21 protein-coding genes are annotated in these 24,137 nt (G+C 47.6%); 6 read left to right on the top strand and 15 right to left on the bottom strand.

Going from position 1 to position 24,137, the window contains the following annotated elements; translation table 11 throughout:
* Positions 1–139: 139 nt before the first annotated feature.
* The 3 genes from WH46_RS15900 to WH46_RS23470 all read right to left on the bottom strand — a co-directional run bounded on the left by WH46_RS15900 (position 140) and on the right by WH46_RS23470 (position 2,627).
* Positions 140–946, bottom strand: a complete 807-nt coding sequence (locus WH46_RS15900; protein ID WP_046227487.1) for a HEPN domain-containing protein — start codon at positions 944–946, stop codon at positions 140–142.
* 146 nt (positions 947–1,092) lie between these two features.
* Positions 1,093–1,623 (bottom strand): hypothetical protein, encoded by a 531-nt coding sequence (locus WH46_RS15895; protein ID WP_046227486.1) that lies wholly within the window; start codon positions 1,621–1,623, stop codon positions 1,093–1,095.
* A gap of 161 nt (positions 1,624–1,784) precedes the next feature.
* Positions 1,785–2,627 (bottom strand): toll/interleukin-1 receptor domain-containing protein, encoded by an 843-nt coding sequence (locus tag WH46_RS23470; protein ID WP_052714259.1) that lies wholly within the window; start codon positions 2,625–2,627, stop codon positions 1,785–1,787.
* Between the two features lie 394 nt (positions 2,628–3,021).
* Between WH46_RS23470 and WH46_RS15885 the strand changes: the two genes are divergently transcribed.
* Together WH46_RS15885 and WH46_RS15880 are read left to right on the top strand one after the other, a co-directional pair.
* Entirely contained in the window at positions 3,022–3,315 is a 294-nt protein-coding gene (locus WH46_RS15885; RefSeq protein WP_046227485.1) for a DUF6509 family protein, read from the top strand.
* Positions 3,316–3,339: 24 nt separating this feature from the next.
* Positions 3,340–4,035 carry an NAD(P)-dependent oxidoreductase gene (locus WH46_RS15880; protein ID WP_046227484.1) on the top strand — a complete coding sequence of 232 codons (696 nt, stop codon included), beginning with the start codon at positions 3,340–3,342 and terminating at the stop codon, positions 4,033–4,035.
* A gap of 99 nt (positions 4,036–4,134) precedes the next feature.
* On the opposite strand, the gene WH46_RS15875 is transcribed toward WH46_RS15880, so the two are convergent.
* The 8 genes from WH46_RS15875 to WH46_RS15840 all read right to left on the bottom strand — a co-directional run bounded on the left by WH46_RS15875 (position 4,135) and on the right by WH46_RS15840 (position 13,841).
* Complete coding sequence (locus WH46_RS15875; protein ID WP_046227483.1) at positions 4,135–5,130, bottom strand: S-layer homology domain-containing protein; 996 nt, start codon at positions 5,128–5,130, stop codon at positions 4,135–4,137.
* A gap of 302 nt (positions 5,131–5,432) precedes the next feature.
* A complete protein-coding gene (locus WH46_RS15870) occupies positions 5,433–6,614 on the bottom strand; it encodes a response regulator (protein WP_017814777.1) in 1,182 nt (393 codons plus the stop codon).
* A gap of 29 nt (positions 6,615–6,643) precedes the next feature.
* The gene (locus tag WH46_RS15865; protein WP_046227482.1) at positions 6,644–8,509 is read right to left on the bottom strand and encodes a sensor histidine kinase; all 1,866 of its coding nucleotides are present in this window, start codon (positions 8,507–8,509) and stop codon (positions 6,644–6,646) included.
* A gap of 267 nt (positions 8,510–8,776) precedes the next feature.
* Entirely contained in the window at positions 8,777–9,601 is an 825-nt protein-coding gene (locus tag WH46_RS15860) for a carbohydrate ABC transporter permease (RefSeq protein WP_017814779.1), read from the bottom strand.
* 13 nt (positions 9,602–9,614) lie between these two features.
* On the bottom strand, positions 9,615–10,505 hold the full coding sequence (locus WH46_RS15855) for a carbohydrate ABC transporter permease (protein WP_017814780.1): 891 nt from the start codon (positions 10,503–10,505) through the stop codon (positions 9,615–9,617).
* Between the two features lie 465 nt (positions 10,506–10,970).
* The gene (locus tag WH46_RS15850; RefSeq protein WP_017814781.1) at positions 10,971–12,290 is read right to left on the bottom strand and encodes an extracellular solute-binding protein; all 1,320 of its coding nucleotides are present in this window, start codon (positions 12,288–12,290) and stop codon (positions 10,971–10,973) included.
* A gap of 289 nt (positions 12,291–12,579) precedes the next feature.
* Positions 12,580–13,017 (bottom strand): copper amine oxidase N-terminal domain-containing protein, encoded by a 438-nt coding sequence (locus WH46_RS15845; protein WP_046227481.1) that lies wholly within the window; start codon positions 13,015–13,017, stop codon positions 12,580–12,582.
* Positions 13,018–13,157: 140 nt separating this feature from the next.
* Positions 13,158–13,841, bottom strand: coding sequence for a VOC family protein (locus WH46_RS15840; RefSeq protein ID WP_046227480.1), 684 nt, complete (start codon positions 13,839–13,841; stop codon positions 13,158–13,160).
* Positions 13,842–14,069: 228 nt separating this feature from the next.
* Between WH46_RS15840 and WH46_RS15835 the strand changes: the two genes are divergently transcribed.
* Positions 14,070–14,441, top strand: a complete 372-nt coding sequence (locus WH46_RS15835; protein ID WP_046227479.1) for a hypothetical protein — start codon at positions 14,070–14,072, stop codon at positions 14,439–14,441.
* Positions 14,442–14,576: 135 nt separating this feature from the next.
* On the opposite strand, the gene WH46_RS15830 is transcribed toward WH46_RS15835, so the two are convergent.
* The 4 genes from WH46_RS15830 to WH46_RS15815 are packed head-to-tail and all read right to left on the bottom strand — an operon-like array spanning position 14,577 to position 18,370.
* Positions 14,577–15,644 (bottom strand): ABC transporter substrate-binding protein, encoded by a 1,068-nt coding sequence (locus tag WH46_RS15830; RefSeq protein ID WP_046227478.1) that lies wholly within the window; start codon positions 15,642–15,644, stop codon positions 14,577–14,579.
* Positions 15,645–16,469 carry an ABC transporter permease gene (locus WH46_RS15825; RefSeq protein WP_046227477.1) on the bottom strand — a complete coding sequence of 275 codons (825 nt, stop codon included), beginning with the start codon at positions 16,467–16,469 and terminating at the stop codon, positions 15,645–15,647. It lies immediately after the preceding gene.
* Complete coding sequence (locus WH46_RS15820; protein WP_046227476.1) at positions 16,459–17,271, bottom strand: ABC transporter permease; 813 nt, start codon at positions 17,269–17,271, stop codon at positions 16,459–16,461. The genes WH46_RS15825 and WH46_RS15820 overlap by 11 nt, the downstream gene beginning before the upstream one ends.
* Positions 17,261–18,370: an ABC transporter ATP-binding protein gene (locus tag WH46_RS15815; RefSeq protein ID WP_046227475.1), complete on the bottom strand. Its 1,110-nt coding sequence runs from the start codon at positions 18,368–18,370 to the stop codon at positions 17,261–17,263. Before WH46_RS15815 ends, WH46_RS15820 begins: the two co-directional genes overlap by 11 nt.
* 428 nt (positions 18,371–18,798) lie before the next feature.
* Between WH46_RS15815 and WH46_RS15810 the strand changes: the two genes are divergently transcribed.
* The 3 genes from WH46_RS15810 to WH46_RS15800 all read left to right on the top strand — a co-directional run bounded on the left by WH46_RS15810 (position 18,799) and on the right by WH46_RS15800 (position 24,081).
* Positions 18,799–20,403 carry a chitinase gene (locus WH46_RS15810; protein WP_046227474.1) on the top strand — a complete coding sequence of 535 codons (1,605 nt, stop codon included), beginning with the start codon at positions 18,799–18,801 and terminating at the stop codon, positions 20,401–20,403.
* A 311-nt stretch (positions 20,404–20,714) separates the two neighbouring features.
* A complete protein-coding gene (locus tag WH46_RS15805) occupies positions 20,715–21,872 on the top strand; it encodes an aminotransferase A (protein ID WP_046227473.1) in 1,158 nt (385 codons plus the stop codon).
* A 223-nt stretch (positions 21,873–22,095) separates the two neighbouring features.
* Entirely contained in the window at positions 22,096–24,081 is a 1,986-nt protein-coding gene (locus WH46_RS15800) for a methyl-accepting chemotaxis protein (RefSeq protein WP_046227472.1), read from the top strand.
* The last annotated feature ends 56 nt before the right edge of the window (positions 24,082–24,137 follow it).

Raw genomic sequence — 24,137 nt, 5'->3', positions numbered from 1 at the left:
TAGATTTTCATTTTGAGAATTTCGTATAACGTTCCTGTATTCACGACTCATCGTATGCTGAGTGTCTGGCTCCTGCCAGACCAAGGGCGTATGCCCGTAGCGTGAATATTATGTTATATGATGTTGCTTCTCAGTACATTTAATTCTTACCTTCAAAATAATTTTCTACTTCTTTAAAAGTATATTGTTTATATTCTTGAGCATAAATTTCGTTTAAATTGCTACTTAGAGTTCCTATAGTAAGAAAATATTCTTCAACTTCTTTTTTTGTGATCTCAATTTCCCTTCCGATTTCACAATCAATACTAATAGAGTTCGAAAATGATTTGTCAGCAATACCGTTATTGTGTACGATAACATTTCTCTTAGAAGTGAGAATGTTGATCTTCTTTATATCATCTGTATCAATTAATTCGAATAAATCTATTTTTAGATCTTGCTTAAATTTTCTTCTACCCTTACCTATATTCAAAAAATCATTTTTAGCATCTTTATAGAATCTCTCTATTAAAGATTCTCTAAAACGGACATATCTCATATTCAATAACGTACTATAGATGTCTCTCAAATAAACTTCTAAGCTTGTGGCTAACATAACTATGCATTGTTCTAACAAAATCCTTTTTAGAGCTTCATCAAAATCCAATTGTATATCAAATAACTTTTGGGCTTTCGCCAAACTATCAATCACCTTAGAATTTGGGCCTGATTCACCACAGGCCACACAATATTGAAGATTGGTTTTTACTTCATTTTTTTTTGGAAACACAACAATAAGCAATGCTCTTTTACAATAAGGACAGAACAAAAAATGCATATGTTCATTTACATCTTCAAAATCGGGCATTTTTAAAGAGTGTTTGCCCTGAATTAAAGTTATTTTTTGCTTTACTAAATCATTAACTAATGGTACCCAATCTTTTAATACAGTATAAGGTATGCTCAAAATCCCCATCCTTCCTTTTAGTTTTTAAGCAATTTCATATAACGTTCCTGTATTCACGACTCAGCCTATGCTGGGTGTCCAGCGAATGCCGGACCAAGGACGTATGTCAGCAGCGTGAATATATTGTTAAGTGATGTTCATCTGAGTTACCTATCAAATACGTCTTGAAAATATTTATCCATTAATCCTTTATTCTTAAATCTGTCTTTAATATGTTCTTTTGCTCTTAAACAAGCATTTTTATAACCTTCACTTTTCATACTATCCGCAAGAAAAACCATTTCAATTATTGGATCACTTGGTTCCAACTCATATGCTTTTGACAACATGTTTTTCCCTATGCTTTCCCAATGCTCATAGTCTCCAAAATGTTGAGGAAACAACGTCATCATATAACCGAAAATCAATAAAAACTGCGTTTCTGTAGAGAAATTATGGATCCCTTTCTCTGTAACTTCGTTTAATGTCACTTCAATCATCTCATAATCATTTTCATTAAGCCCCTCAGTAACAAACGTATTGCCAGATTCGACACTCAAATACCAGGATAAAAAACCTAAATTCAAGCATATACTCAAATCACGCTTCCCTTTGTCCCATTCTCTTTTCATCGACAGAAAGGCTTCTTGATAATTTTTTGCAGTCTCAAATTCATTGAACTGATCTCCATCAAACATCACTTACCTTCCTTTCAATTTCGCCTCGGAACTTCACTTAACGTTCCCGTATTCACGACTCGACGCATGTCGGGTGTCTGGCGAATGCCAGACCAAGGGCGTATGCCCGCAGCGTGAATATTATGTTAGGAATAGTTTATTGCTACTCTAAGATGCATAATTCATTTAATATATTTTAAAGATATTGGCATCCGTGTAAAAAGCCATTCTTCCCATTCTAATACAGCGCTTTCTCCATGCTCGCTTATTTCAGTCCATTGAGCAGGATAAGATTCTTGTGGAAGATCATACTTCTGTTCTAATGAATTAATGAATACTGTTTTTTCTTCATCAGTAACTACATATTGGTCGATAAAATCAATGCTATGCAATTTCTTGGACCCTTCATTAAAAATTTTATTTAAAATCTCTATTTCTGTTGGTTTTGTCCAATATGTAAATAATGCAAAAGTATCTTTATCACGATCAACTTTAATGAAATCTATTCCACTTAAATCTTCAAAATACTCAATAGTAACAGTAGCAGGTTTAAAATATTCAATTATTCTCTTTTTAAAGTCTTTTTCTAATATACAAATTTCACCACTACTTCTACTACTATCGTTCTTATCAATTCCCAATGTTATTAATAGTTTTTCAAACGACTCTTCAAATTTTTTCTTTGTTGTAAAGTCAGCATATAATTTACCTTTAAGAAAACCAGGAATAGTACATTTTTTATAAAGTAGTGGCAGAACTTTAACTTTCCTTCCACAAATCTCTTCGTTTAAAGCCATTTCAACTTCTTTATTGACCCATTCAGAATCAATTGAGTTCGGTGATAGAATGACTCCGAGATATTCCATATCATCTATACCATTCTCTATTTTCTTTATCAATGAATCACCTACTTTAATCTCCGCTTCATCAAACCAAATTTTAACATTATAATTTTGAAGTCTTAAGGCTAGCTTTCTAACAAATTCCTTGTCTTTACTATTATGACTCAAAAAAATACTGGACATCAAAATCACTCACTTTTCTCGTTATTTTTTCAAGAACTTCAATAAATTTCGCTTAACCTATTATTCCCGAACTTCGTACAACGTAAAATTTTTAATGTATTTACGACCTTCTATTTTTTACTATTGTAATTATATTCTAATTTACACTCAAAGTTCCATCCTTATGTAATTCCTAATTATATTCCTTTTCGAATATAGTCAGGTTGCGGCAGTGCCCATCCCACTCAGAATTTTTTACGAATATGGAAGGTATATCTCCATCCTTCCTCCTCTTCTATAAACGCTTCATTCCCCATTTACAAGCATGATATAATAAATCTGGCGCAGTATTGCGTCCATACTCACTACTTTATAAATAAGCGCACTTTATAGAGGCGCAGGAGGTATACATTTAATGGAAATTACAAGTTATCAGGTAGAATGGATTCGCGATCCGTTTCAGATTCTAACCGGTAAGCGTTATGAGTTTATGCTGGATCTGAATATCGATGAAGAAGACGATCTGTACACTCCAAATGGCGTCTATATCCGCGCCGTATATGGTGTAGACGGTGAACAGGGCAAGCTGGTAACCTACGACCTGCTCGAAAAAGGAACCGATCGTCTGCTGGAGTTCGATCTTGAGGATGAGGAAGAGCAGGAACTTGCCGAATTCTGCAGCCAGCACTGGAATGAAGCTGAAGAATAATCTATGGAGCAGGAGTGATTATTCATGAGAATTCTGCTATTGGGAGCAACCGGCCGGACAGGACGTCTGATTCTGCAGCATGCACTGCGAAATGGACATGAAGTGCATACACTTGTACGCTCGACGGAGAAGCTGCAAGAACAGCTGCTGCAGACGATACAGGAACCTGATTTTGCCAAACGGTACTATCTGCCAGCAGAGGAAGACACTGCTCGGTGGAAGGAACAGCTGCATATCTTCACCGGGAGTGTATTGGAGCCAAGTGATCTGCTTACTGCGCTTCGCGGAGTGGATGCCATCATCAGCGCGATCGGCACTGATGGGTCGGATACTCTCTCTGCGAGCACACGGATACTGATTCCGCTGCTGGAGCAGCAGGGCATCCAGCGGCTGATTACCATAGGCACTGCCGGTATTTTGCAGAGCCGGACCCAGCCGGAGCTGTTCCGCTATCAGTCCTCCGAGTCCAAGCGGCGCAGTACCCGTGCTGCCGAGGAGCATCGCAGTGTGTATGAACAGCTGCTGCAATCCTCACTCGACTGGACGATAATCTGTCCTACCTATTTGCCGGATGGAGACTATACCGGGCAATACCGCGTAGAAAAGGACATTTTGCCGGAGGATGGCTCACGCATCTCGACGGGAGATACGGCGCATTTTGCCTATCAGCAGTTGCAGGATCGGCAGTATCTTCGTTCACGCGTAGGCATTGCTGATTAATGAATAGCGATATAGTAATCGGGAAATCAAACAATAGGGTCATGGAAAAGAAGTATCTTTTCCATGACCCTGTTGTTGTATATAGCAGCTACCTTGTTGTCACTTCACGATCTGAAAAGTTTTACTGATCCCGGCAACCTGATTGGACATCTGATTGTACTGTTTGGTCTGCTCGGAATCGGAAGGATCATACTGCACATCTGTAGGTGTGAAAAGTAGATACACCTGATCCTTGTATTCTCCAAGCTTCTGAACAGGAACTTGCTCCTTCACTTCCTCTTGTTGGCTCTGCCATTGTTTGGCTGGCCAGATCGCTACCGTGAAGACTACTCCGCCCCATTCTTTGGCCTGCTTATCCACAAAGTCTACAGCCCAGGTCTGATTACGTTTAACGGGAACTGCTTCATATTTACCGGACCAGCTCTCTGGCAAACTCACGGAAAAGTGATGATCCGGATTGGTATACCGGCTTGTACGATTCGTTCCTGCATCTGTGCTTTCCCCTGCTTGACCGGAAGTATACTGCTGCTCTGCCACCGGAATACTCTGAAGCTTCTCAGCTTTTTGATGAAGACGCTGGATCATGGTAACAGCTTCAGCACGTGTAACCGGATCATTCCGATGGAAGCCTTCTACAGTAGCAGACGTTTTCCCTGTCACCAGATTCTGATCAAGCAGATAGCGGATCGAATCCGTCTCGCTGTAATTTTTTCCGACGGCATTTGCCATATAAATGGCTGCCTGTCCCCTTGTCAGCGTATCTTTGCTGCCTGATGAGGATGGCACACCTCTCCATCCCATATTGCTGGCATATTGGAGATATGGAGCCGACCAGTCGCCGGATGGATGGTAAGCCCGCAGCAGCATCGTCAAATACTCTTGTTGGTTAACCTTTTGGGCAGGATGAAAAGTCTGATCCGGATAACCCTGAATGATCTGTTCCTGCACTCCCCACTGAATCGCCGTATAGCCCCAATACTGGCTTGGCACATCTTTAAACGAAGTCATTTTCGCATCAGCCAGACTGCTGCCAAGCGACCAGCTCAAGCCAGCGGTCAAAGCAATACACAGTCCCTTTTTTATGTAATTATTCATACCTTCACTCCTCCAGCTAAAATTTCAAAAAAATAACGGTTAAGCTATGAACTTAACCGTCATTATATAACTATTTGTATAATTTTTACAGGTACGCCTTATTCATTCTGTACTAGCCGTATTCACTATCTTTCCATCCTGCAAAAAAGGGATTTAACCGATCATTCGTATGCGCCTCTACAATATTGTGACTTCATTATTGGATACAACGGACATACCATGAGAATCAGTACGAACAATGATCAGCCGGTCAGCAGCTATAGCATCGCTGCCTGCCTCTTCATCTTTCTTCTATTTCCTTTTTAGTGATCCACTACATTACGCTGCATCCGGTATTCCGTCGGTGTGAGCGTGAATTTTTTGCGAAATACCTGGGTAAAGTGCCGTACACTGCCATAGCCAATCTGTTCCGCAATATCGACCAGCCGCAGATTGGGGTTGAGCAGCAGCTGCTTGGCCTGTTCCATACGCAGGGAAATTACATATTCCTTGTATCCCTGTCCGGTCTTCTGCTTGAACAGCTGGCTGAAATAGACCGGATTCAGGAAGACGACGGCCGCTACCTTTTCCAGTGATAATTCTTCATTAAAATGAGTCTTGATATACTGAAGTGCTATATGAATCGCAGTCTCGCTGCCCTGTGGCTCATTCTGCTCCTGTACACCGGCTGCCGGACGCTGACGAAGCTGGCGCACTTCTCCGGCGATACGTTCGAAATCCCGATAAGGGCCGGAATGTACACTGCGGAACGGTTGTGTCTTTAGGCATTTATGCAGATGGGAGCGGATCTGCTCCTGCAGCACCCGCATCTCGATCTCGCTGCCAGGTCTGATCAGGCCGAGCAGGCTGTTACGGTCAAAGCTGGTGACGAACCCTTTGCCATAACGGTCGATCAGTTCGGTCAGTACATTTTCGATAATAAAATGTTCCAGCGGACCATGCTGCTCATTCTCCAGCTCTACGAGCAGCAGATAATATTCCGGATATTCCTCTACCAGCGGTTCCAGACTGAGCTTGCCGATACTGAGGCCGGCAGCCAAACGCTGAAAAGCCGCTTCCCGCAAATATTTCAGTCCTTCCCGCAGGGTCTCTTCGCCCCGGGAATGCATCTGCTCCTGCCGAATCTCCTGGGTAAGCGATTCCATGATTTCTGTCAGTTTGGCTTTGCCGATCGGCTTGAGCAGATAATCTCGCGCACCGAGATGCACAGCCTGCTGAGCATAACTGAATTCGGAGTGCGCGGAGATCACGACCCATTTGGCCTGCGGTTGCTTGTGGCGTGAGATGCGCATCAGCTCCAGCCCATTGATACCGGGCATCAGAATATCGGTTAGCACAATATCCATTCGGTGCTCACTCATCAGCTGCACGGCTTCCTCGGCAGAAGCAGCCAGATGTACATGATAATCAGGATATGCGTTTATAATCGTACGCTTGATACCTTCACGAATAAAATTCTCATCGTCTGTGATCAGAATATGCATATCAGGTTCCCCTTTCCCATTCATTGCGTCTATTCTGTTCCGGTCCGAAAATCCGACCCGGCCGATCCGTTATGCGGCAGCTGTTGTTGTCCTGCAGCATCCTGCCCCGCAGGCTGAACAGGCAGTGGCAGCCGCAGGGTAACCGTTGTTCCTTCATCCGGCACACTCTCGATGCCAATGCCGTATTCTTCGCCAAACATATACTTCAGCCGCTGATGCAGGTTCTGCATGCCTATTCCTTGGCGAGCAGCGGATAATCCCTCTTCGCCTGCCGGTTCGGCGGTATACATATTCAGTGAACGCTGCAAGCGAGCCAATGTCTCAGCCGGCATGCCTGCACCGTTATCCTGCACACGGATATTCAGATATTTCTCATCTGGTACGGCGCGAACAGTGAGCAGCCCGGACTTTTGCGCTTCCAGACCATGCTTGACGGCATTCTCGATCACCGGCTGCAGCAGCATTTTGGGTACCGGCAGATTCATCCACTGCTCGTCGATATCGATCTCCACGGTGAGTCGGTCTTCCAGCCGCATCTGGATAATATTGAGATAGTGACGGATCTGCTCCACTTCTTCTCGCAGCGTCACCTCGGCATTACCTTCCCAGTGGCTGCTGTAGCGGAACATGTGAGACAGGGACAGCACGACTTCGCCGAGTCGGTCATTTCCCTTCTCATCCAGCATCCAGTAAATCATATCCAGCGTATTGTACAGAAAGTGCGGATTCACCTGCGACTGAAGTGCATGCAGCTCGGCATTCTTTTCGCTGACCGACGAGATTTTGACACGCTCGATCAGCTCCTCTACCCGTTTGACCATATGGTTAAAGGAAGCCACCACCACGTTAATCTCCTGATACGAAGTCACCCGGACAATGCCATGAAAATTACCGTTCTCCACCTGCTTCATCTGCCGGACCAACCGCTGCAGTGGCAGCGAAATCGTCCGCGAGACGATCAGGGCAATCAGTGCAGCGACGAGGATCAGAATCGTGACGACGATGAACAGATACCGCTTGGTCTGGGTCAGCTCCACATCCAGATCCTGGGAAGGAGTAGAGCTGACAACGGTCCAATCGGTCGTACCCAGTTTGGAAGCAGCGATCAGACGATCCCCCAGCTGATCCACAATGACTTCGCCGGGATCGCTCGGCGTCTTCATATGTTCAGGCAGCAGCGTATGTACCGGATTCGCTTCCAGAGAGGTGGGTACAGACTTGCCTTCGCGGGTGATAATATCCACGTCGCTATTGGGTCCCAGCTTCAGATTGCTCATCGCTGCCAGCACCGTATCTGCTTTGGCTTCGAACAGAACGATACCGATCTGGTGCTGCTCGTTCAGATCGAAGATCGGTCTCCCAAAAGCAAACACGGCATCGTCTTCGGTCGTATCGATCAGCGAATGGGGAAACACGCCGAGCCAGACCATTTTGCCGGACGAGTCGTTGATCTTTCGGTACCAATCCGAGCTGCCATAACGGGGATCGACGACTGTCGTGTAATTGCCGTAGTTATAGATTTTGCCGTTCTCCCCGATAATATGTATCCCGACCAGATCATCACGGGAAAAGTAGATCGCGCCCATCATCGTGGTAATGGAGTGCTGATTGATGTATTCGACCTGCGGCGGCAGCTTTTTCTTCTCACCGACCAGACGGACGATATCTCCGTTCGTACTGATTGACTTGGACAGACTGTCATAGCTGGCGAGCAGCAGATCCAGCAGACCCGCTGTCTGAGAGACATTTTTCTGGGCAATCTCGCCCAGCTTTTCGTGAAATTGTGTCGTGGTACGGTTGTAGAACAGCGCACTGACAATCAGCAAAATCGCAGTCATACAGAATAAGAACAGGATAAACAGCCGGGTATGAATGGAATGGAACCTGCGCGGCAAGATGGCTCCTCCTCTCTGCACGTTCTTCGGAAAAAGCCAAAGGGCGACAGCAGCAGAAGGTTTTGAACACCTTCTGCCCAGCTGTCGCCAGGCTCCTATATCTTGGATAATACCAGTTGAGGGATGTTTTGACAAAACAAACTATTACGGTTCATGCACGTTAGCTATCCAGCTCAGGACGACTCCATGATCCGGCAGTACAATCTGTTCCAGATTGCCCACCAATTCCCCTGCAGGATCACGGACAAGAGCAGATGCTATCCTGTTTTAGCCTTTGACCGCACCGGCTACCATACCTTTGGTAATCCGTTCGGACAGGATAAAGTAAATCAGGATAACCGGCAATGCGCCCATGATCAGGAACGCTCCGATATTACCGTAATTGACCGAATACTGGCTGACGAACGTATACACCCCGAACGGCAGCGTCTTGAGATTCTCGGACGAGATAAACGTCGCCGCCACGATATATTCATTCCAGATATTGATAAAGGTCAGAATACATACCGTCATCACCGGTGGCAACGAGATCGGCAGGATAATGCTGCGGAAAATCCGGTATACACTCGCTCCATCCATAAACGCCGATTCTTCAATATCCGTCGGAATCGACCGCATAAATCCACTCAGGATAAATACGGCTATCGGCAGCGCAAACGCTGTATACGGAATAATGATCGACCAGCGGGTGTCCAGCAGGTCCAGGTTTTTGAAGATGATCATCAATGGCAGCAGTGTCGCCTGCATCGGAATCATCATGCCGAGCAAGAACAGCAGTAGCACATACGGTCCGTATTTCCATTTGAACCGTGAGATCGCATAGGCGGTCATCGCGCTCAGAATAATAACGGCCAGCAGGGTCACACCGGTAACGAGTACGCTATTGCCCAGATATTTGAGATAGCTGCCGGAAGTGTAGGCTTCCGCATAGTTATGCCACTGCGGAATATTCGGAAGTGCGAAAAAGCTGCCGCTTAAGATCTCTTCGTTGGTCTTCAGGGAATACATGAGCAGCCAGAACAGCGGATACAGCTGGGTAACAACCAGGATTGCGAAGAGAAGATACACAAATCCTTTTTTCACTTTTAGCATCTCGCTCTCCTCCTTAGGTTACCTTGCGTTCGATTTTGTTAAATATAAAGTTGATCACTACGGTTACCGCCAGACAGAAGACAACGAGGAACGTTGCAATCGCGCTGCCGTATCCGTATTTCTGGGACAGGAAGGACATGTTATACATATGGGTCGCAATCGTATCGGTTGCATGTGCCGGACCGCCGCCCGTCATAACCATGACCAGCTCGAATGCCTGCAGAGAACCGATAAATGCCAGTACAATCGAGATTTTGAAGATCGGCACGATCATCGGGAACGTGATATAACGATCGGCTTTGAATCCGTCTGCACCGTCGATTTTGGCAGCTTCGTAGATCTCGTCGGGAATATTCTGTACACCCGTGAACTGGATCAGCAGATGATAGCCAAAGTACTGCCACAACGATACAAAGTACAGGGCATACATCGCAGTCGCCGGCTCTGTGAGCCAGCTGTGCGTCCAGCTCTCCAGTCCCAACTGAACGAGAATACCGTTCAACATACCGCCCATGGAGGTCGGGTTGTAGATCGTTTTCCACAATTGTCCGAGAATAACATTGGACAGGATCACGGGGACAAAGTAAATCGTAACCAGCCGGCTACCCTTGCGAACATAACGGTTCAGCAGGATGGCAAACAGCAGACAGAATGGAATCTCGATCATGGAGAACACCGAATACATCAATGTCCGCTTGACCGATGGCCAGAAGTTGGTATCTTCGAACAACAGCGTATGGAAGTTGGCCAGTCCGATAAACTTGGCATCTCCGATACCGTTCCAGTCCAGTGTTGCCGTATAAAAGGAAACCAGAATCGGTACGAATACCGTTCCTATGTACAGGAGCAGACACGGCAGTACAAAAATGGCAATCGTTGGGGCAGGTACTTTTAATACATTCATGGTTTCTCCCTCCTCTCCAGTGGTGGAGCTTCTATTTGTAGTGGGCTTTGCAATGTGTGTACAGTTGTAAATTACTGAGCAGGATATGCACCACCCGCTACGGCAAGAGATTCTGCCACGACCTCCGGTTAAGAATAGAGATCCTGAATGACCGCCTCGCGGTCGATCTCTATTCTTAAAGGTCGGTCTTTGGCAGAATTATCTTGCCTTCGCTAAGTGCTTAAAAATTCATGCATGAATAAAGGGGCGCTGGTGGGCGCCCCCCTGGTAGAACTTGCGCCTGTATGGTTGTGAGTTGTTATGCAGCGCTAATGCTCGCAGCGAAGGGAAGGAAATTCTGCCAAAAGGCTGACCTTTGAGAATGGATATTTACCGCAAAGCGGTATTTCAAAATATCCATTCTCAATCGGAGGCCGCTGGCAGAATTCCTTGCCGGAGCGCTGCTGCAGGTCAGGAAATAATCGCTTAAGGATTCGCCTCGAAAGCTGCCTGGTGCTCTGCCGCTACCTGCTTCGGATCAACCGGCTGTACGAACAGGTTCTGGATACTGCTCAGGTGAACCTGGGATACGGCTGGATTCATCGTATTATCAAAGGAAAGATCGCCGCCTTTGATGTTTTTGAACAGATCCAGTACATCGATCGCCAGTGGAGAGTAACCGGCTGCAGCGAAGTCGCCATCGACTTTCTGACCCAGACCGACTGCATTTTTCAGTTCAAAGGATACTTTTGGATAATTGGTTGCAAAGTATTTCAGGAAATCCTTGGTTTCTGCCAGATGTTCGCTGTTGGCGGATACGGCAAATGCACTGCCTGGTGCCAGCATGAACTCATCCGGATTGCCTTTGCCATTAACAGTTGGGAATTTGAATACACCAACGTCTTTGCCGACTGTGGAAGAATCGTTCGCGCCAGTTTCCCATGTACCGATAAAGAACATTGCTGCTTGACCGGTACGGAACATGTTACCGCCTGCTGTGGCATCGATAGAGGTTGCGCCTTCAGGGAAGGCACCTGCCTGTACGAGCTTTTGGAACGCATCGACCGCTTCGATAAAGGCTGGGTCGTTAAAGGTTTTCTTGCCATCGGCTACGTCCTGCAGGAAGCCAGGACCACCGTTGGTGCGAAGCAGGATGTTCATGAACAGGAACGAACCGGTCCAGGAATCTTTTTCTCCGATTGCGATTGGAGTAATACCTGCGTCTTTGAGTTTCTTCACGTCTGCCAGCAGCTCTTCGAAAGTAGCAGGTGGAGCATCGATGCCTGCTTTGGCGAACAGGGCTTTGTTGTAGTAACCCACTTCGATATTATTGCCATCCGGCAGTGCATAGACTTTGTTGTCTTTGCTGTAGTAATCGAGCAGGCCTTCCTGGTATGTATCACGGAGGCCGTCTTTGTCCAGAATGTCATCCAGTGGTGCGAGCAAGCCTGCATCCACATACGGCTTCATCTGTGCGGAAGGGTTCACAATGGTGATATCCGGGATTTCACGGGAAGCTGCCTGCGTTTTCAGCTTCAGTTTTTGCTGGTCGGTATTCAGGGTATCCAGAGCGATTTCTACGTTTGGATGTTCTTTCTGGTAGGAATCGACGATCTGGCGGATCATTTTATAGGTAGGAGTCGTTGGGTCCGGATAGATGTTCTGGAACGTAATGGTCACTTTGTCGCCGCTGCTGCCACTCGCGCCTTCACTACTTTTACCGGAATCGCTGTTACCGCATGCTGTCAATCCCAGTGCCAGTGCACCAGTCAGCAGCAGCGATAGTACTTTGCCTGTTTTTCTCATATTGTGTATTATCCCCCTTGGTTGAATGATCAATATTATTATTAACATTACATCCACATTATGCTGTAAACGCTTACTTACAGCAATACAGAAATTCAAGGTTTGTGGTTCGCATTTTCAAGGTGTTGTAAAAATAAGGAACTCGACAAAAAAAACTGATCATTATGCGCATGGCAATCATGGCATGATGATCCGGCTTGGTTGTTGTGATATTGTAGTGTGTGATTCTTTAAATTTGGATAAAGGTATGTTACGTCCAGCAGAATGATTACATACTAAACTTTTGAGACTATTTTGACGTCGTAATATTTACAGTTAAATTAATCTTGTCGAAATTCACCTTGGCGTCCATTGCTTCACTGATAAATCGAAGATTGACCAGCGATGTGCTTTTTGCCATATAAGGGGTTTGAGTCAGTCTAATTTTCTTGTTATTCACATATGCATCAAAACGATCCAGTGTTAATCGGATTGTAGTACCCTCTTTTACAGCAGTGATTGTTTTGGTCTTTTGGTTCCATGTTACTTTCGCTCCATACGCTTCAAAGAGCTGGCGGAAGGGCACCATTGTATTGCCATTTTGAATAATGGCGTTCGGATCAAAATCCAGTTCAGAGCCATTAAGAATTACTTTGACTTTGGAATCATCGAATACATCAGCACTCGTGTTTGAGGATACCGAGAAAAACAAAGTTAAAAACGTTATAACTGCTATAATCTTTTTCACAAAAACATCCTTTCCGTGGAATATAAGTTATTTTTAACCATTTATACAGACGTATACGACTATAAAAGGTTACAACTGTCTGATGTATCTTCTCCCAAAATAAAAGCGCAGATTAGATTTAATCTGCGCTCTGTACTGTTTTATCCGATTGTTTCGACACTCGTCAGCAGCACTTCTCCTTCTGCTGTCACCTCAATTCGTTTACTTCCATCGACCATTATAGTAACGGGATGTACTTCCGCATGCTTGTCCGAAGAAAACCATATTCTTCCTGGGCGACCCAGCAGCAGGAAAGAATCTCCCTCCCCCATAAAATTGAGCCCTTCACCTAATTCTTCATCAAGACGGGGACGAATACCCCAGTCGATCAGTCGCTCTCCCGTCTCTATCAGCCTTGGAGTCGTCACATTGATCTCACTAATATTGAGAATCTGTGCTATACCAAATGGCTCTTCCACTACCGGAGATGCCGATTGTCTGGAAATCAACTCCACTATATTGCCAGAAGGATCCGTAAAGTAATACGAATAGGCATCAAAGTTCTTAAAAAAGACTTCGTCCGTCCCTTCTTCCATATGCAGGATTACCCGCTTCTGAAGCCATTCTTTTGCCTGCCGGAACCGATTGGCGGGAATATTAAAAGCAAAATGGTAAAAAGGTCGGCTGTTACTCATAGTCTGCACAAATTCAAGAATACTGCTGCCAATCTGCAGGCTAAAACGATCCTGCTGCTTGTTCAGACCCAATAGTCCGAAAGTGTCAGTATAAAATGAATAGGTTTCTTCCAGTGCATAGGTCTGGATCGTTACATGATTGATCTTCATATCTTGTCGCTTCCTTTCAGCTTTTAGGTTTTACGCTTGCTACTTTTCTGGTAAGTATGTAATTGTTTGCTATGCTTTTAATGTATATCTTTTTATCTCATCCTACATGAGGACTGGATGAGGAAGTCGTAAACAAGGCATAAAGAATGTATTTTTGTTTCTTATTTTCAATAAAATGGTTAGACTGAATGATATAATAATCTCATCTTACGAAAAGGAGAACGACATATGAAAAATGTTGGTATTCAAATGAAACGGTTGATGCTCCCCGCATTCATTGCTTCGGGCTTTCTTGCGGTTTGCAGCGGATCAGCTTTTGCTATGGACAACCATTCAACGTCTCTTCCGGCTTATACCAATCATGTTGTAGCCAGTGTTCATTATGATACAAAGTACACCATGTCCACACCAAATCAAATACATATTACGGTAGTCAGAAACTTTCAGCCAACAGAAGATATTCCGTCTGAAATCCAATATTCGGAGAATCATCCTACTGCAGGACAATGGAGCGGTGTATTGAAACGAACCGATATACAGCAAAAACCAGACTATTCCTCTATCACTTTTACAGGCATCATTACCCGGGCGTCTAACTGACTCCCTTTCCTGATACTCTACACCTACATAAAGATGTGCAGCAAAAAAAGCTCCACCAAACGGTTACTGAATAGGTTCAGTACCGATCCGGTGGAGCTTTTTGATATCTCTATATCATTGACTCTGTGCTGCTTCTTACTTGTTCATCTTGAACTGCAGGAACAGCTCGTTGTAATGCACCAGCATCTTTTTCCCCAGATTGTCGTACACTTCCAGGCGACGGGTTAGATCCGCTGGCGGATAGAAGCGTTCGTCTCCGGAAATATCCTCCGGCAGCAGCTTCAGCGCTGCATCGTTTGGTGTCGAATACCCTACATACTCCGCATTCTGCGCTGCCACCTCAGGGTTCATCATGAAGTTAATGAACTTGTGCGCACCGTCTATATTGGCTGCAGTCTTCGGAATAACCATGTTATCGAACCACAGGTTCGTGCCTTCCTCCGGTACCACAAAGTCCAGATCCTCGTTCTCGCCCATGATCTCCGATGCGTCTCCGGAGAATACGAGTCCGGCGGCGGCTTCGTTGTTGGCGAGCAGCAGTTTGATCTCGTCACCAACGATAGCTTTGACATTTGGCGTCAGCAGCTTGAGCTTGGCCAGCGCCTCCTGCAAGTGAGCTTCTTTGGTATCGTTCAGTGAGTAATGCAGGCTGTTCAACGACATCCCGATTACTTCGCGGGCACCATCGGTCAGCAGCACATTGTTGCGCAGCGACGGGTCCCACAGATCGTCCCAGCTGTGGAATTTGAGATGGGTCAGCTTGGGATTATATACGATACCAACCGTTCCCCAGAAGTAAGGCGCCGAATACTTGTTATTCGGATCAAACGACAGGTTCAGGAACGATGGATCGATATTTTTGAGATTAGGCAGCTTGCTGTGATCCAGCGGCAGCAGCAGGTTCTCCTCGCGCATCTTGGAGATGGCATAGTCAGACGGAATCGCCACGTCGAAAGTAGTACCGCCCTGCTCGATCTTGGTCAGCATCGCTTCGTTGGAATCGAATGTCTGGTAGATCACCGTAATCCCGGTTTCTTTTTGGAACTGGTCCAGCAGGTCGGGATCGATATAATCGCCCCAGTTGTAGATCGTCAGCGTATTGCTGCCCGAGTACCCCTGGCTGACATTCAGCCGGGCTGCCAGATACATGAGTAGCAGCGCAGCGACGATGATGACGATAAACATACGGCTGATTGTTTTCATTTATCTTGGCACCCCCATTTCGGCAGCCGGTTCACTCCGGCGCGTACGGGTCTGTGCCCGGCGGTTGATCATGTAATAACCGACCACCAGTGCGGTCGTAAACAGGAAGATCAGGGTAGACAATGCATTGATCGACAGTGCCACACCCTGTCTTGCCCGGGAATAAATCTCGACCGACAGCGTGGAATATCCGTTACCGGTCACGAAGAACGTCACGGCAAAGTCATCCAGCGAGTACGTGAATGCCATAAAGAACCCGGCAAAGATTCCCTGCTTGATAAAAGGCAGGATAACACGTGCCAGTACATCCCGTTGGCTGGCGCCCAGATCGCGTGCCGCATCAACCAGCGTCGGGCTCATTTCCTGCAGACGCGGCAGAATCATCAGCACGGTAATCGGAATACTGAACGCGATATGCGAGATCAGCACCGAGGCAAATCCCAGCTTGATGCCTACAATCGTGAACAGGATCAGGAACGATGCACCGATAATAACGTCCGGGCTGACGATCAGCACGTTGTTGAGCGACAGCACGGCATCCTTAAGTCGGCGACGCTGAATCCGGTCTATCGCCAGCGCACCGATAATACCGATAATCGTCGCAATCGCCGAAGACAGCAGGGCGATGACCAGCGTATTGATCAGAATAATCATCAGGCGCGTATCCTGGAACACCTCGCCATACCACTGCCAGGTGAAGCCTTCGAATTCATGCATATTACCTGCACTGTTGAACGAGTAATACATCAGGTACAGAATAGGCGCGTACAGGACGGCGAAGACGAGTACCAGATACAGATTACCCCATTTATTTTTATTTCCCATGACGCACCTCCTGTCCGAAGCCGCCGGTCAGCAGCATCAGTACAGCCATCGCAATAATCAGCACGACAGCAACTGTTGAACCCATGCCCCAGTCCTGAGTGACCAGGAAATGCTGCTCAATCGCCGTACCGAGCGTGATTACCTTGTTGCCGGCGATCAGGCGGGTAATCATAAACAGTGACAGGGAAGGGATAAATACCGCCATGCAGCCGGATTTGACTCCGGACAGCGTCAGCGGGAAAATCACGCGACGGAACGTCGTCCAGCCGGATGCACCGAGATCGCGTGCTGCCGAGATCAGCGTTGGATTGAGTTCTTCCAGTGCATTATAGATCGGCAAAATCATGAACGGCACGAAAATATACACTGATACAAACACAAAACTGAATGCGTTGAACAGCAGCTGCTGCTCTCCGATACCTATCGCGCCCAGCAGCGCATTCACCGGACCGTACGTACCGAAAATCCCGATAAACGCATACGTTTTGAGCAGCAGATTGATCCATGTCGGCAGAATAATCAGCAGAATCCACAGCTGCCGGTGCTTGGTCCGGGTCAGCAGGTAAGCCGCCGGATAAGCAATCAGCAGCGAGAACAGGGTCACCAGAAAGGCATACCAGAACGAGCTGAGCGTCATCTGCATATATACCGGCGTGAAGAACGTACGGTAATTCTGCAGTGTCAGATTCCCATCTACATCGAAAAAGGAATAATACGCAACCAGCACCACCGGTGCCACGACAAACAAGACGATCCATACGTAATATGGCAGCATATAGATCGCGCGCGTATTAGCCTGCATGGATACCGCCTTCTCCGTATCCTTCCAGACGGCGGTCGAAATCTTCTTCACTTTCCCCAAAACGCATAACGTGAATCGCTTCGGCCTCAAAATCAAGACCGATCTGGCTGCCCGGCTCCGCTTTGCGAGTGGAGTGTACGAGCCATTCATGACCGGAATCGTCATAGCAGCTAATCTCGTAGTGAACACCGCGGAACAGCTGGCTGTCGACGCGTACCTTGAGCTTGCCCCGGTCTTCGGTGGTCAGCTCCAGATCTTCCGGACGAATGACCACTTCGATTGCTTCATTCGGACGCAGTCCGGCATCGACACACTGGAACTGCTTGCCGTTGAATTCCACCAGATAGTCCTCGATCATCCGGCCCGGTACGATATTCGATTCCCCGATAAAGTCCGCCACAAAGCGGTTAATCGGCTCATCGTAGATATCGTTCGGCGTACCGCTCTGCTCGATCTTGCCTTTATTCATAACAAAAATCTCGTCCGACATCGCCAGTGCTTCCTCCTGGTCATGCGTAACGAAGATAAAGGTAATGCCCAGACGCTGCTGAATCTCGCGCAGCTCGTACTGCATCTCGGTACGCAGCTTCAGATCAAGCGCAGACAGCGGCTCATCCAGCAGCAGCACTTCCGGCTCGTTCACCAGTGCACGCGCAATCGCGACCCGCTGACGCTGACCGCCGGACATTTCCGAGATCGCCCGCTGGCCGTACCCTTCCAGATTGACGAACTTGAGCGCCTCCAGCACTTTGGTCTGGATCGCGTCTTTTTTCATCTTTTTGACGCGCAGTCCAAAAGCTACGTTCTCGAATACATTCAGATGCGGGAACAACGCATAATCCTGGAATACCGTATTCACCTGGCGCTTGTTGGCAGGCACTTTGTTGATCACTTTATCGTTAAAATAAATCGAGCCGCCGCTTGGCTCCGTAAAGCCGGCGATCATCCGCAGAATCGTCGTTTTGCCGCAGCCGGACGGGCCGAGCAGTGTGTAGAATTTACCCCGTTCGATCTCGAAATCTATATGTTCCAGTACCAGCGTCCCGTCCTCATAACGCTTGGTCACTCCATCAAACCGGATAATGGTATTTTCGTTCATAACAGCCTCCTTGTTTGCATCCGCCTGTATCGACTGGCGGTGCTCCGTTTCGTTTACCTTCGACTGTATGGATCCATCTGGGATACCTGTTACAGCCGCCGCTTCCATTTATATGACTAAATAACATTTTATGTGATGAAAAAGCATCATTTTATTATTTAACCACTTCAATCTTACGCAAAAGGCACCATTGCTATTATAACGACTCAAGTCCAATAGAAATAGTATATTTTATAAAGAATATATAAAAAGTTTGCACAGGGAGAGCATATAATCGGGCAATTTTGCCTGTACAGGTCTGCCCACTTCCGGCAGCCTATCGTAGAAACGCACATACAGTACGTAGCATAGCCCCTTCACGAAAGCGCTATCATAAGCCACTATAGATTTGACTTACCTGATACATACCATTCTGAGGGAGGCAATGTATGAATAAGAAATGGACGAACATGTTACTGTCTGCGGTACTGCTGGTGGGAGGAACGCTGAGTGCCGCGGGACCTGTCCGCGCCGATGCGGCCAGCGATGCTTCCAACAAGGCACTGATCTGGCTGGAGACCCAGCAGGATGCTACAGCTGGGCTGGCCTTTGACGGACTGGTAGACAGCTTTGAAGACTTCTGGGGACCGAATAATCCCAAGCAGATTGTCTATACGTACGATCAGGCTGTTGCTGCGATCGCCTTTGTAGTCAAAGGAGAACGTGGACGCGCCGAGAAAGTACTGAACAAAATGCGCGATATCCAGGACCCGCAGGGCTTCTGGCTGAACTCCTACTGGTATAACAACGGTGCAGGTGAGGAAATCCGCAAGCATGTCGGTCCGGTCGTCTGGATGGCGATGGCTGCCATGGCTTATGAGAAACAATACAATGACACCCGCTATCGTCCAATGGCACTCAAAGCCCTCGACTGGTCGCTGCAATATCAGCAGGCCAATGGCGGAGTCGCCGGCGGCTGGAGCGGCTGGACCAACTCCAATGAGCCATGGAGCTCTACCGAGCACAATATCGACATTTACCGGGTGCTCCAGTATTACGCTTCGGTCGATTCTTCCAGAGCGGCTTCCTACAATGCAGCGGCAGCCAAAGTCAAAGGCTTCCTCGACAACAAAGTCTGGGACGAAGCCCACAAGCGCTTCACCGGCGGCTGGAAAAATGACACCGGCCTGATCGATCCGAAGATTCCGCTTGATGTGAATCCATGGGGCGTACTGGCACTTGGCACCAGCGGCACCCATAACTACGGCGCCAGTCTGGCTTATGTAGAGAATGCCAACGGATCACCGGGTACGATGGATAATCCGCGCTACAAGCAGACGCTGACCTACAATGACGCGGGTAACACATTAACCGGCTACGACTTTGACTGGACCGACCAGGTAATGCCTGCCCATGACGATAATGGCAACCAGATCGGCAGCACCGGTGCGGACGTGTGGTTTGAAGGGACTGCCTTTATGTCCCTCGCCTACTATCTGCAGGGCAACACCGCCAAAGCCGATGCTATCAACAATGAAATTATCAAAAAGCAGGGAACTTCAGGTGCTTCACTCGGCGGTATCCCCTACTCGCTCAAAGGCACCAGCAACAGCTACTGGGTGATGGCCCAGCAGAACTGTGTGTCTAGCACCGGCTGGCTGATTATGTCGCTGCACCGGTTCAATCCGTTCACCGGACAATATCTGACTGGCGGTACCACACCTCCGCCAACGACAGAGCCTCCGGTGACTCCGCCGCCAACAACAGGTACCGGCAGCGAAAATACAACAGCTGACTACACCGCCAAAGCAGCCACCGTCTCCAGCACGGAAATCAGCATTACGTTCAAGCCGGTTACCCCTGCCAAATACGTGGATCTGCACTACAAAATCAACAGCGGTGACCAGCAGAACTTCCGGATGACCGACAGCTCCGGCACATGGCGCAAAAATATTACCGGTCTCGCCAAAGGCAACAAAGTCGAGTACTGGTTCACGTACGAGAAATCCGGTCCGCAGTACGATTCACCTCATTACAGCTATACGGTGAATTAATCCATAAACGCAGCATTCAGCTTGCCGATCAGCCGTTCTTTTCTCGAACATTTTTTTATTAAATCAACCAAAGACCTCCATATCCAGGAGGTCTTTTTTGTGCTTATTCCGATTTCGCAGCATCCGGTGCCTATGCCGAACGATACGGTGATTTTTTGCAATGCCGTTCACATACCATAGGCAAGTCTGTCTGTCCTCTCTCAGTAGACTTTGATATACTGTGTAACATGATTTCTGTACAGCAAGCGGGCGCCGGATGCATCAGACGCCGCATCATTTACATATTTCCCTATTCAGAAAGGAAGACTTCCATGGAACATCTGATCAACTCCTCCGTCAAAGAAATCCAGATCAGCGGCATCCGCAAAATTGCCAATGCCGCTGCCCAGTATCCCGATGCGCTGGCACTGACACTCGGACAGCCCGATTTCCCGACACCGCCGCATATTATCGAAGCTGCCGAGCGTGCGATGCAGGAAGGTCGTACCGTCTATACACCCAATGCAGGCATACCTGCACTGCGCCAGGCGGCAGCCGATTTTGTACGTAGCAAGTATGGCCAGCAGTATGATGGAGCGAGTGAAGTTATTATTACGGTCGGTGCCAGCGAAGCACTGGATATTACACTGCGCACGATTATTACACCGGGAGATGAAGTCATCCTGCCGGGTCCTATCTACCCTGGCTATGAACCGTTGATTCGTCTGGCCGGCGCCATTCCGGTCTATGTAGACACTCGCAGTAGCGGCTTCAAATTGACCGCCGAGCTGCTGGAACCGCATTTGTCGCCGCGTACCAAAGCTGTCGTTCTCGGCTATCCGTCCAATCCGACAGGCCGCGTCATGAGCCGCAGCGAGCTGGAAGATATCGCCTCCCTGCTGCATGAGCGCGATATTTTCGTTATTTCCGACGAAATCTACAGCGAACTCATCTACGATGTGCCCCATGAATCGATAGCCCTGCTGCCGGGGATGCGTGACAAGACTATTATTATCAACGGCGTCTCCAAGTCCCACTCCATGACCGGCTGGCGGATCGGTTATACACTGGCACCTGCCTGGCTCACAGCGCATATGCTCAAGGTCCATCAATACAATGTATCCTGCGCCAGCTCCATCAGCCAGTATGCGGCACTGGAGGCGCTGACGCACGGTATCGACGATGCACTGCCGATGCGGGATGCTTATCGGGAACGCCGGGATTATGTATACGACCGGTTGATGAATATGGGACTGACACTTGATAAGCCGGAAGGCGCTTTTTACCTGTTCCCTTCGATTGCCCATCTCGGACTGCCTTCCATGGAATTCGCGCTCCGTCTGCTTGATGAAGCTGGCGTCGCTGTCGTGCCTGGGGATGCTTTTTCCCGATATGGCGAGGGATATATCCGGCTATCCTATGCCTATGCGCGTCCGGTGCTTGAACAGGCGCTCGATCGTCTGGAACAGTTTGTCGGGCGGCTTGGCTAATATTCATATCATACTTTGAACAAGAGTATAACAAACAGCATGTTTGCAGATCCGATCGGCATTGTGATGCCAATTGCCGGGCTGCAGACATGCTGTTTTTTTGTGAATCCTGCATTTTTTTCTTGTTTTTATGTTTTATACAAAGTTACTTTCGGTTCTATCTTTATTCAAAGTCGTTTTCTGTCGATAACATATTCATTCATATGATAAACGGGGGGATTCGATGAACGCAATCAAGGCTTTATTTCTTAATCAATCGTTAGGCCGCAAACTGATGTTTTATTTCTGTGCTGTACTCGTAGTAGCACTGGTAACCTCCAGCTTGGTTTCTTATTTTACCGCCCAGCGCTCGCTCAGCGAAGAACTCATTGACAGCACTGCACTCAATGCAGGCACACTGAGTGCGATTGTAGATAACGATATGCAGCAGAACGAAGATACCGTTGACTATTTTGCCAAACAAATTACACAGCGTGACTATACGACTGCCGGCAGTCCTGCACTGCTCGAACGTCTGAACACATATGATGATGCGACCAGCAAAGTAGAAGGCATCTATGTAGGCACTACAACAGGAGCATTTTTCACTTCTTCGGACGCTCCGACTGCGGCTGACTACGATCCAAGACAACGTCCATGGTATCAACAGGCAGAAGCCAGCCCGGGCAAGACCATTATCACCAATCCATATATCTCTTCATCCACACAGGAAATGACCGTAACTGTCGCTAGACAAACTGATGACAAAAGCGGTGTAGTCGGACTCGATATCAGTATTGCCTCACTTCTCAAAATCACCTCCACGATCAAGATCGGCGATGAAGGCTATGCCGTGATTGTTGCACCAGATGGCACTTATATTTCTCACCCAACGATCAAAGCGGGCGAAACCGATGATATTGCCAAGCGTATTATTGCCGAAAATAAACCACAGGGCAATTTCAGCTATGTATTCAACGATGTCGATAAACAGCTCAGCTATACAACCAGCCCGCTTACCGGCTGGAAGCTCGTCGGCAATTTCTCTCACAGCGAGATTGACGAAAAGGTAAAACCGCTGCTCTACCAGACACTGCTCGTGATGGTACTGGCTCTGATTATCGGCAGCATTATTGTCTGGCTCGTGACACGTTCGATCAGCAAACGAATGAACAAACTCGTTCATGTTGCCAATGCGATCAGCCAGGGAGATCTGACCCAGTCTGTCGAAGACAAGAGCAAGGATGAACTGGGCCGTCTGTCTGAAGCCTTTAACCATATGAATGAATCTTTGGGTTCTCTCGTCGGCTCGATTCAGGATACTGTGAGCGACGTGGTCTCCTCGTCCGAGCAGCTGAATGCCAGCTCCGAGCAGACCAGTCAGGCGACCGAACAGATTACATCCGCTATCGAACTGTTCTCTTCAGGCACCGAAAAGCAGAACCAGAATATGAGCAGCAGCGCTTCCCAGTTGAACGATGTGGCACGCTTGCTGCAGGAAGTACAGCACCACTCCCAGTCTCTACTCGGATTGTCGCATACCTCCAATACGATGGCAGACGAAGGCGATCAGCTGATCCGCCGGACAGTCGGTCAGATGCAGCATATTGATCGTTCCGTGAACCAGGCTAATGAAGTGGTAACCGGACTGTCACAGAAGTCTACCGAGATCTCCACGATCCTCAAAACGATCAATACGATTGCCGAACAAACCAATCTGCTCTCGCTCAACGCAGCGATCGAAGCGGCACGTGCCGGTGAAGCCGGTAAAGGATTCAGCGTCGTCGCCGGTGAAGTGAAAAAGCTGGCCGAACAGTCCCATCTGTCTGCCCAGCATATCGAAGGATTGCTGCAGGATATTATTCGCGAGATTCATGAATCCCTGTCCACCTTCAAGCAGATCCATCATTCCGTAACCGATGGTCTGACTTCGGTAGAGCATTCTGCCGAGCAGTTCCAGCAGCTCAAATCCAATTCGCACCGTATTTCTTCGAACCTGCAGGAAATGAATACACTGGTCGAGGAAGTCAATTCGAATGCCGGACAGGTTGCCCGTTCTGTCGAGGAAGTGACCGGTATCTCCACCCGCAATACCGAGAGCATGCACGATATCGCTTCATCTGCCGAGGAGCAGCTGGCTTCCATGGAAGAAATCAGTTCTTCTGCCCAGTCCCTCGCTGCACGCGCCGATGATCTGCAAAAGGAAATCGAGCATTTCAGAATCAAATAAGCACCTTGGTTCCAACTATTTATTCAAGCCCTTTGTACAGCATCCTCTTCGCTGTC

This window comes from Paenibacillus dauci, from assembly GCF_000971985.1.
Taxonomy (GTDB): Bacteria; Bacillota; Bacilli; order Paenibacillales; family Paenibacillaceae; genus Saccharibacillus; species Saccharibacillus dauci.
The sequence above is the reverse complement of the archived record's forward strand: the minus strand, read 5'-3'. Positions and strand labels throughout refer to the sequence as shown.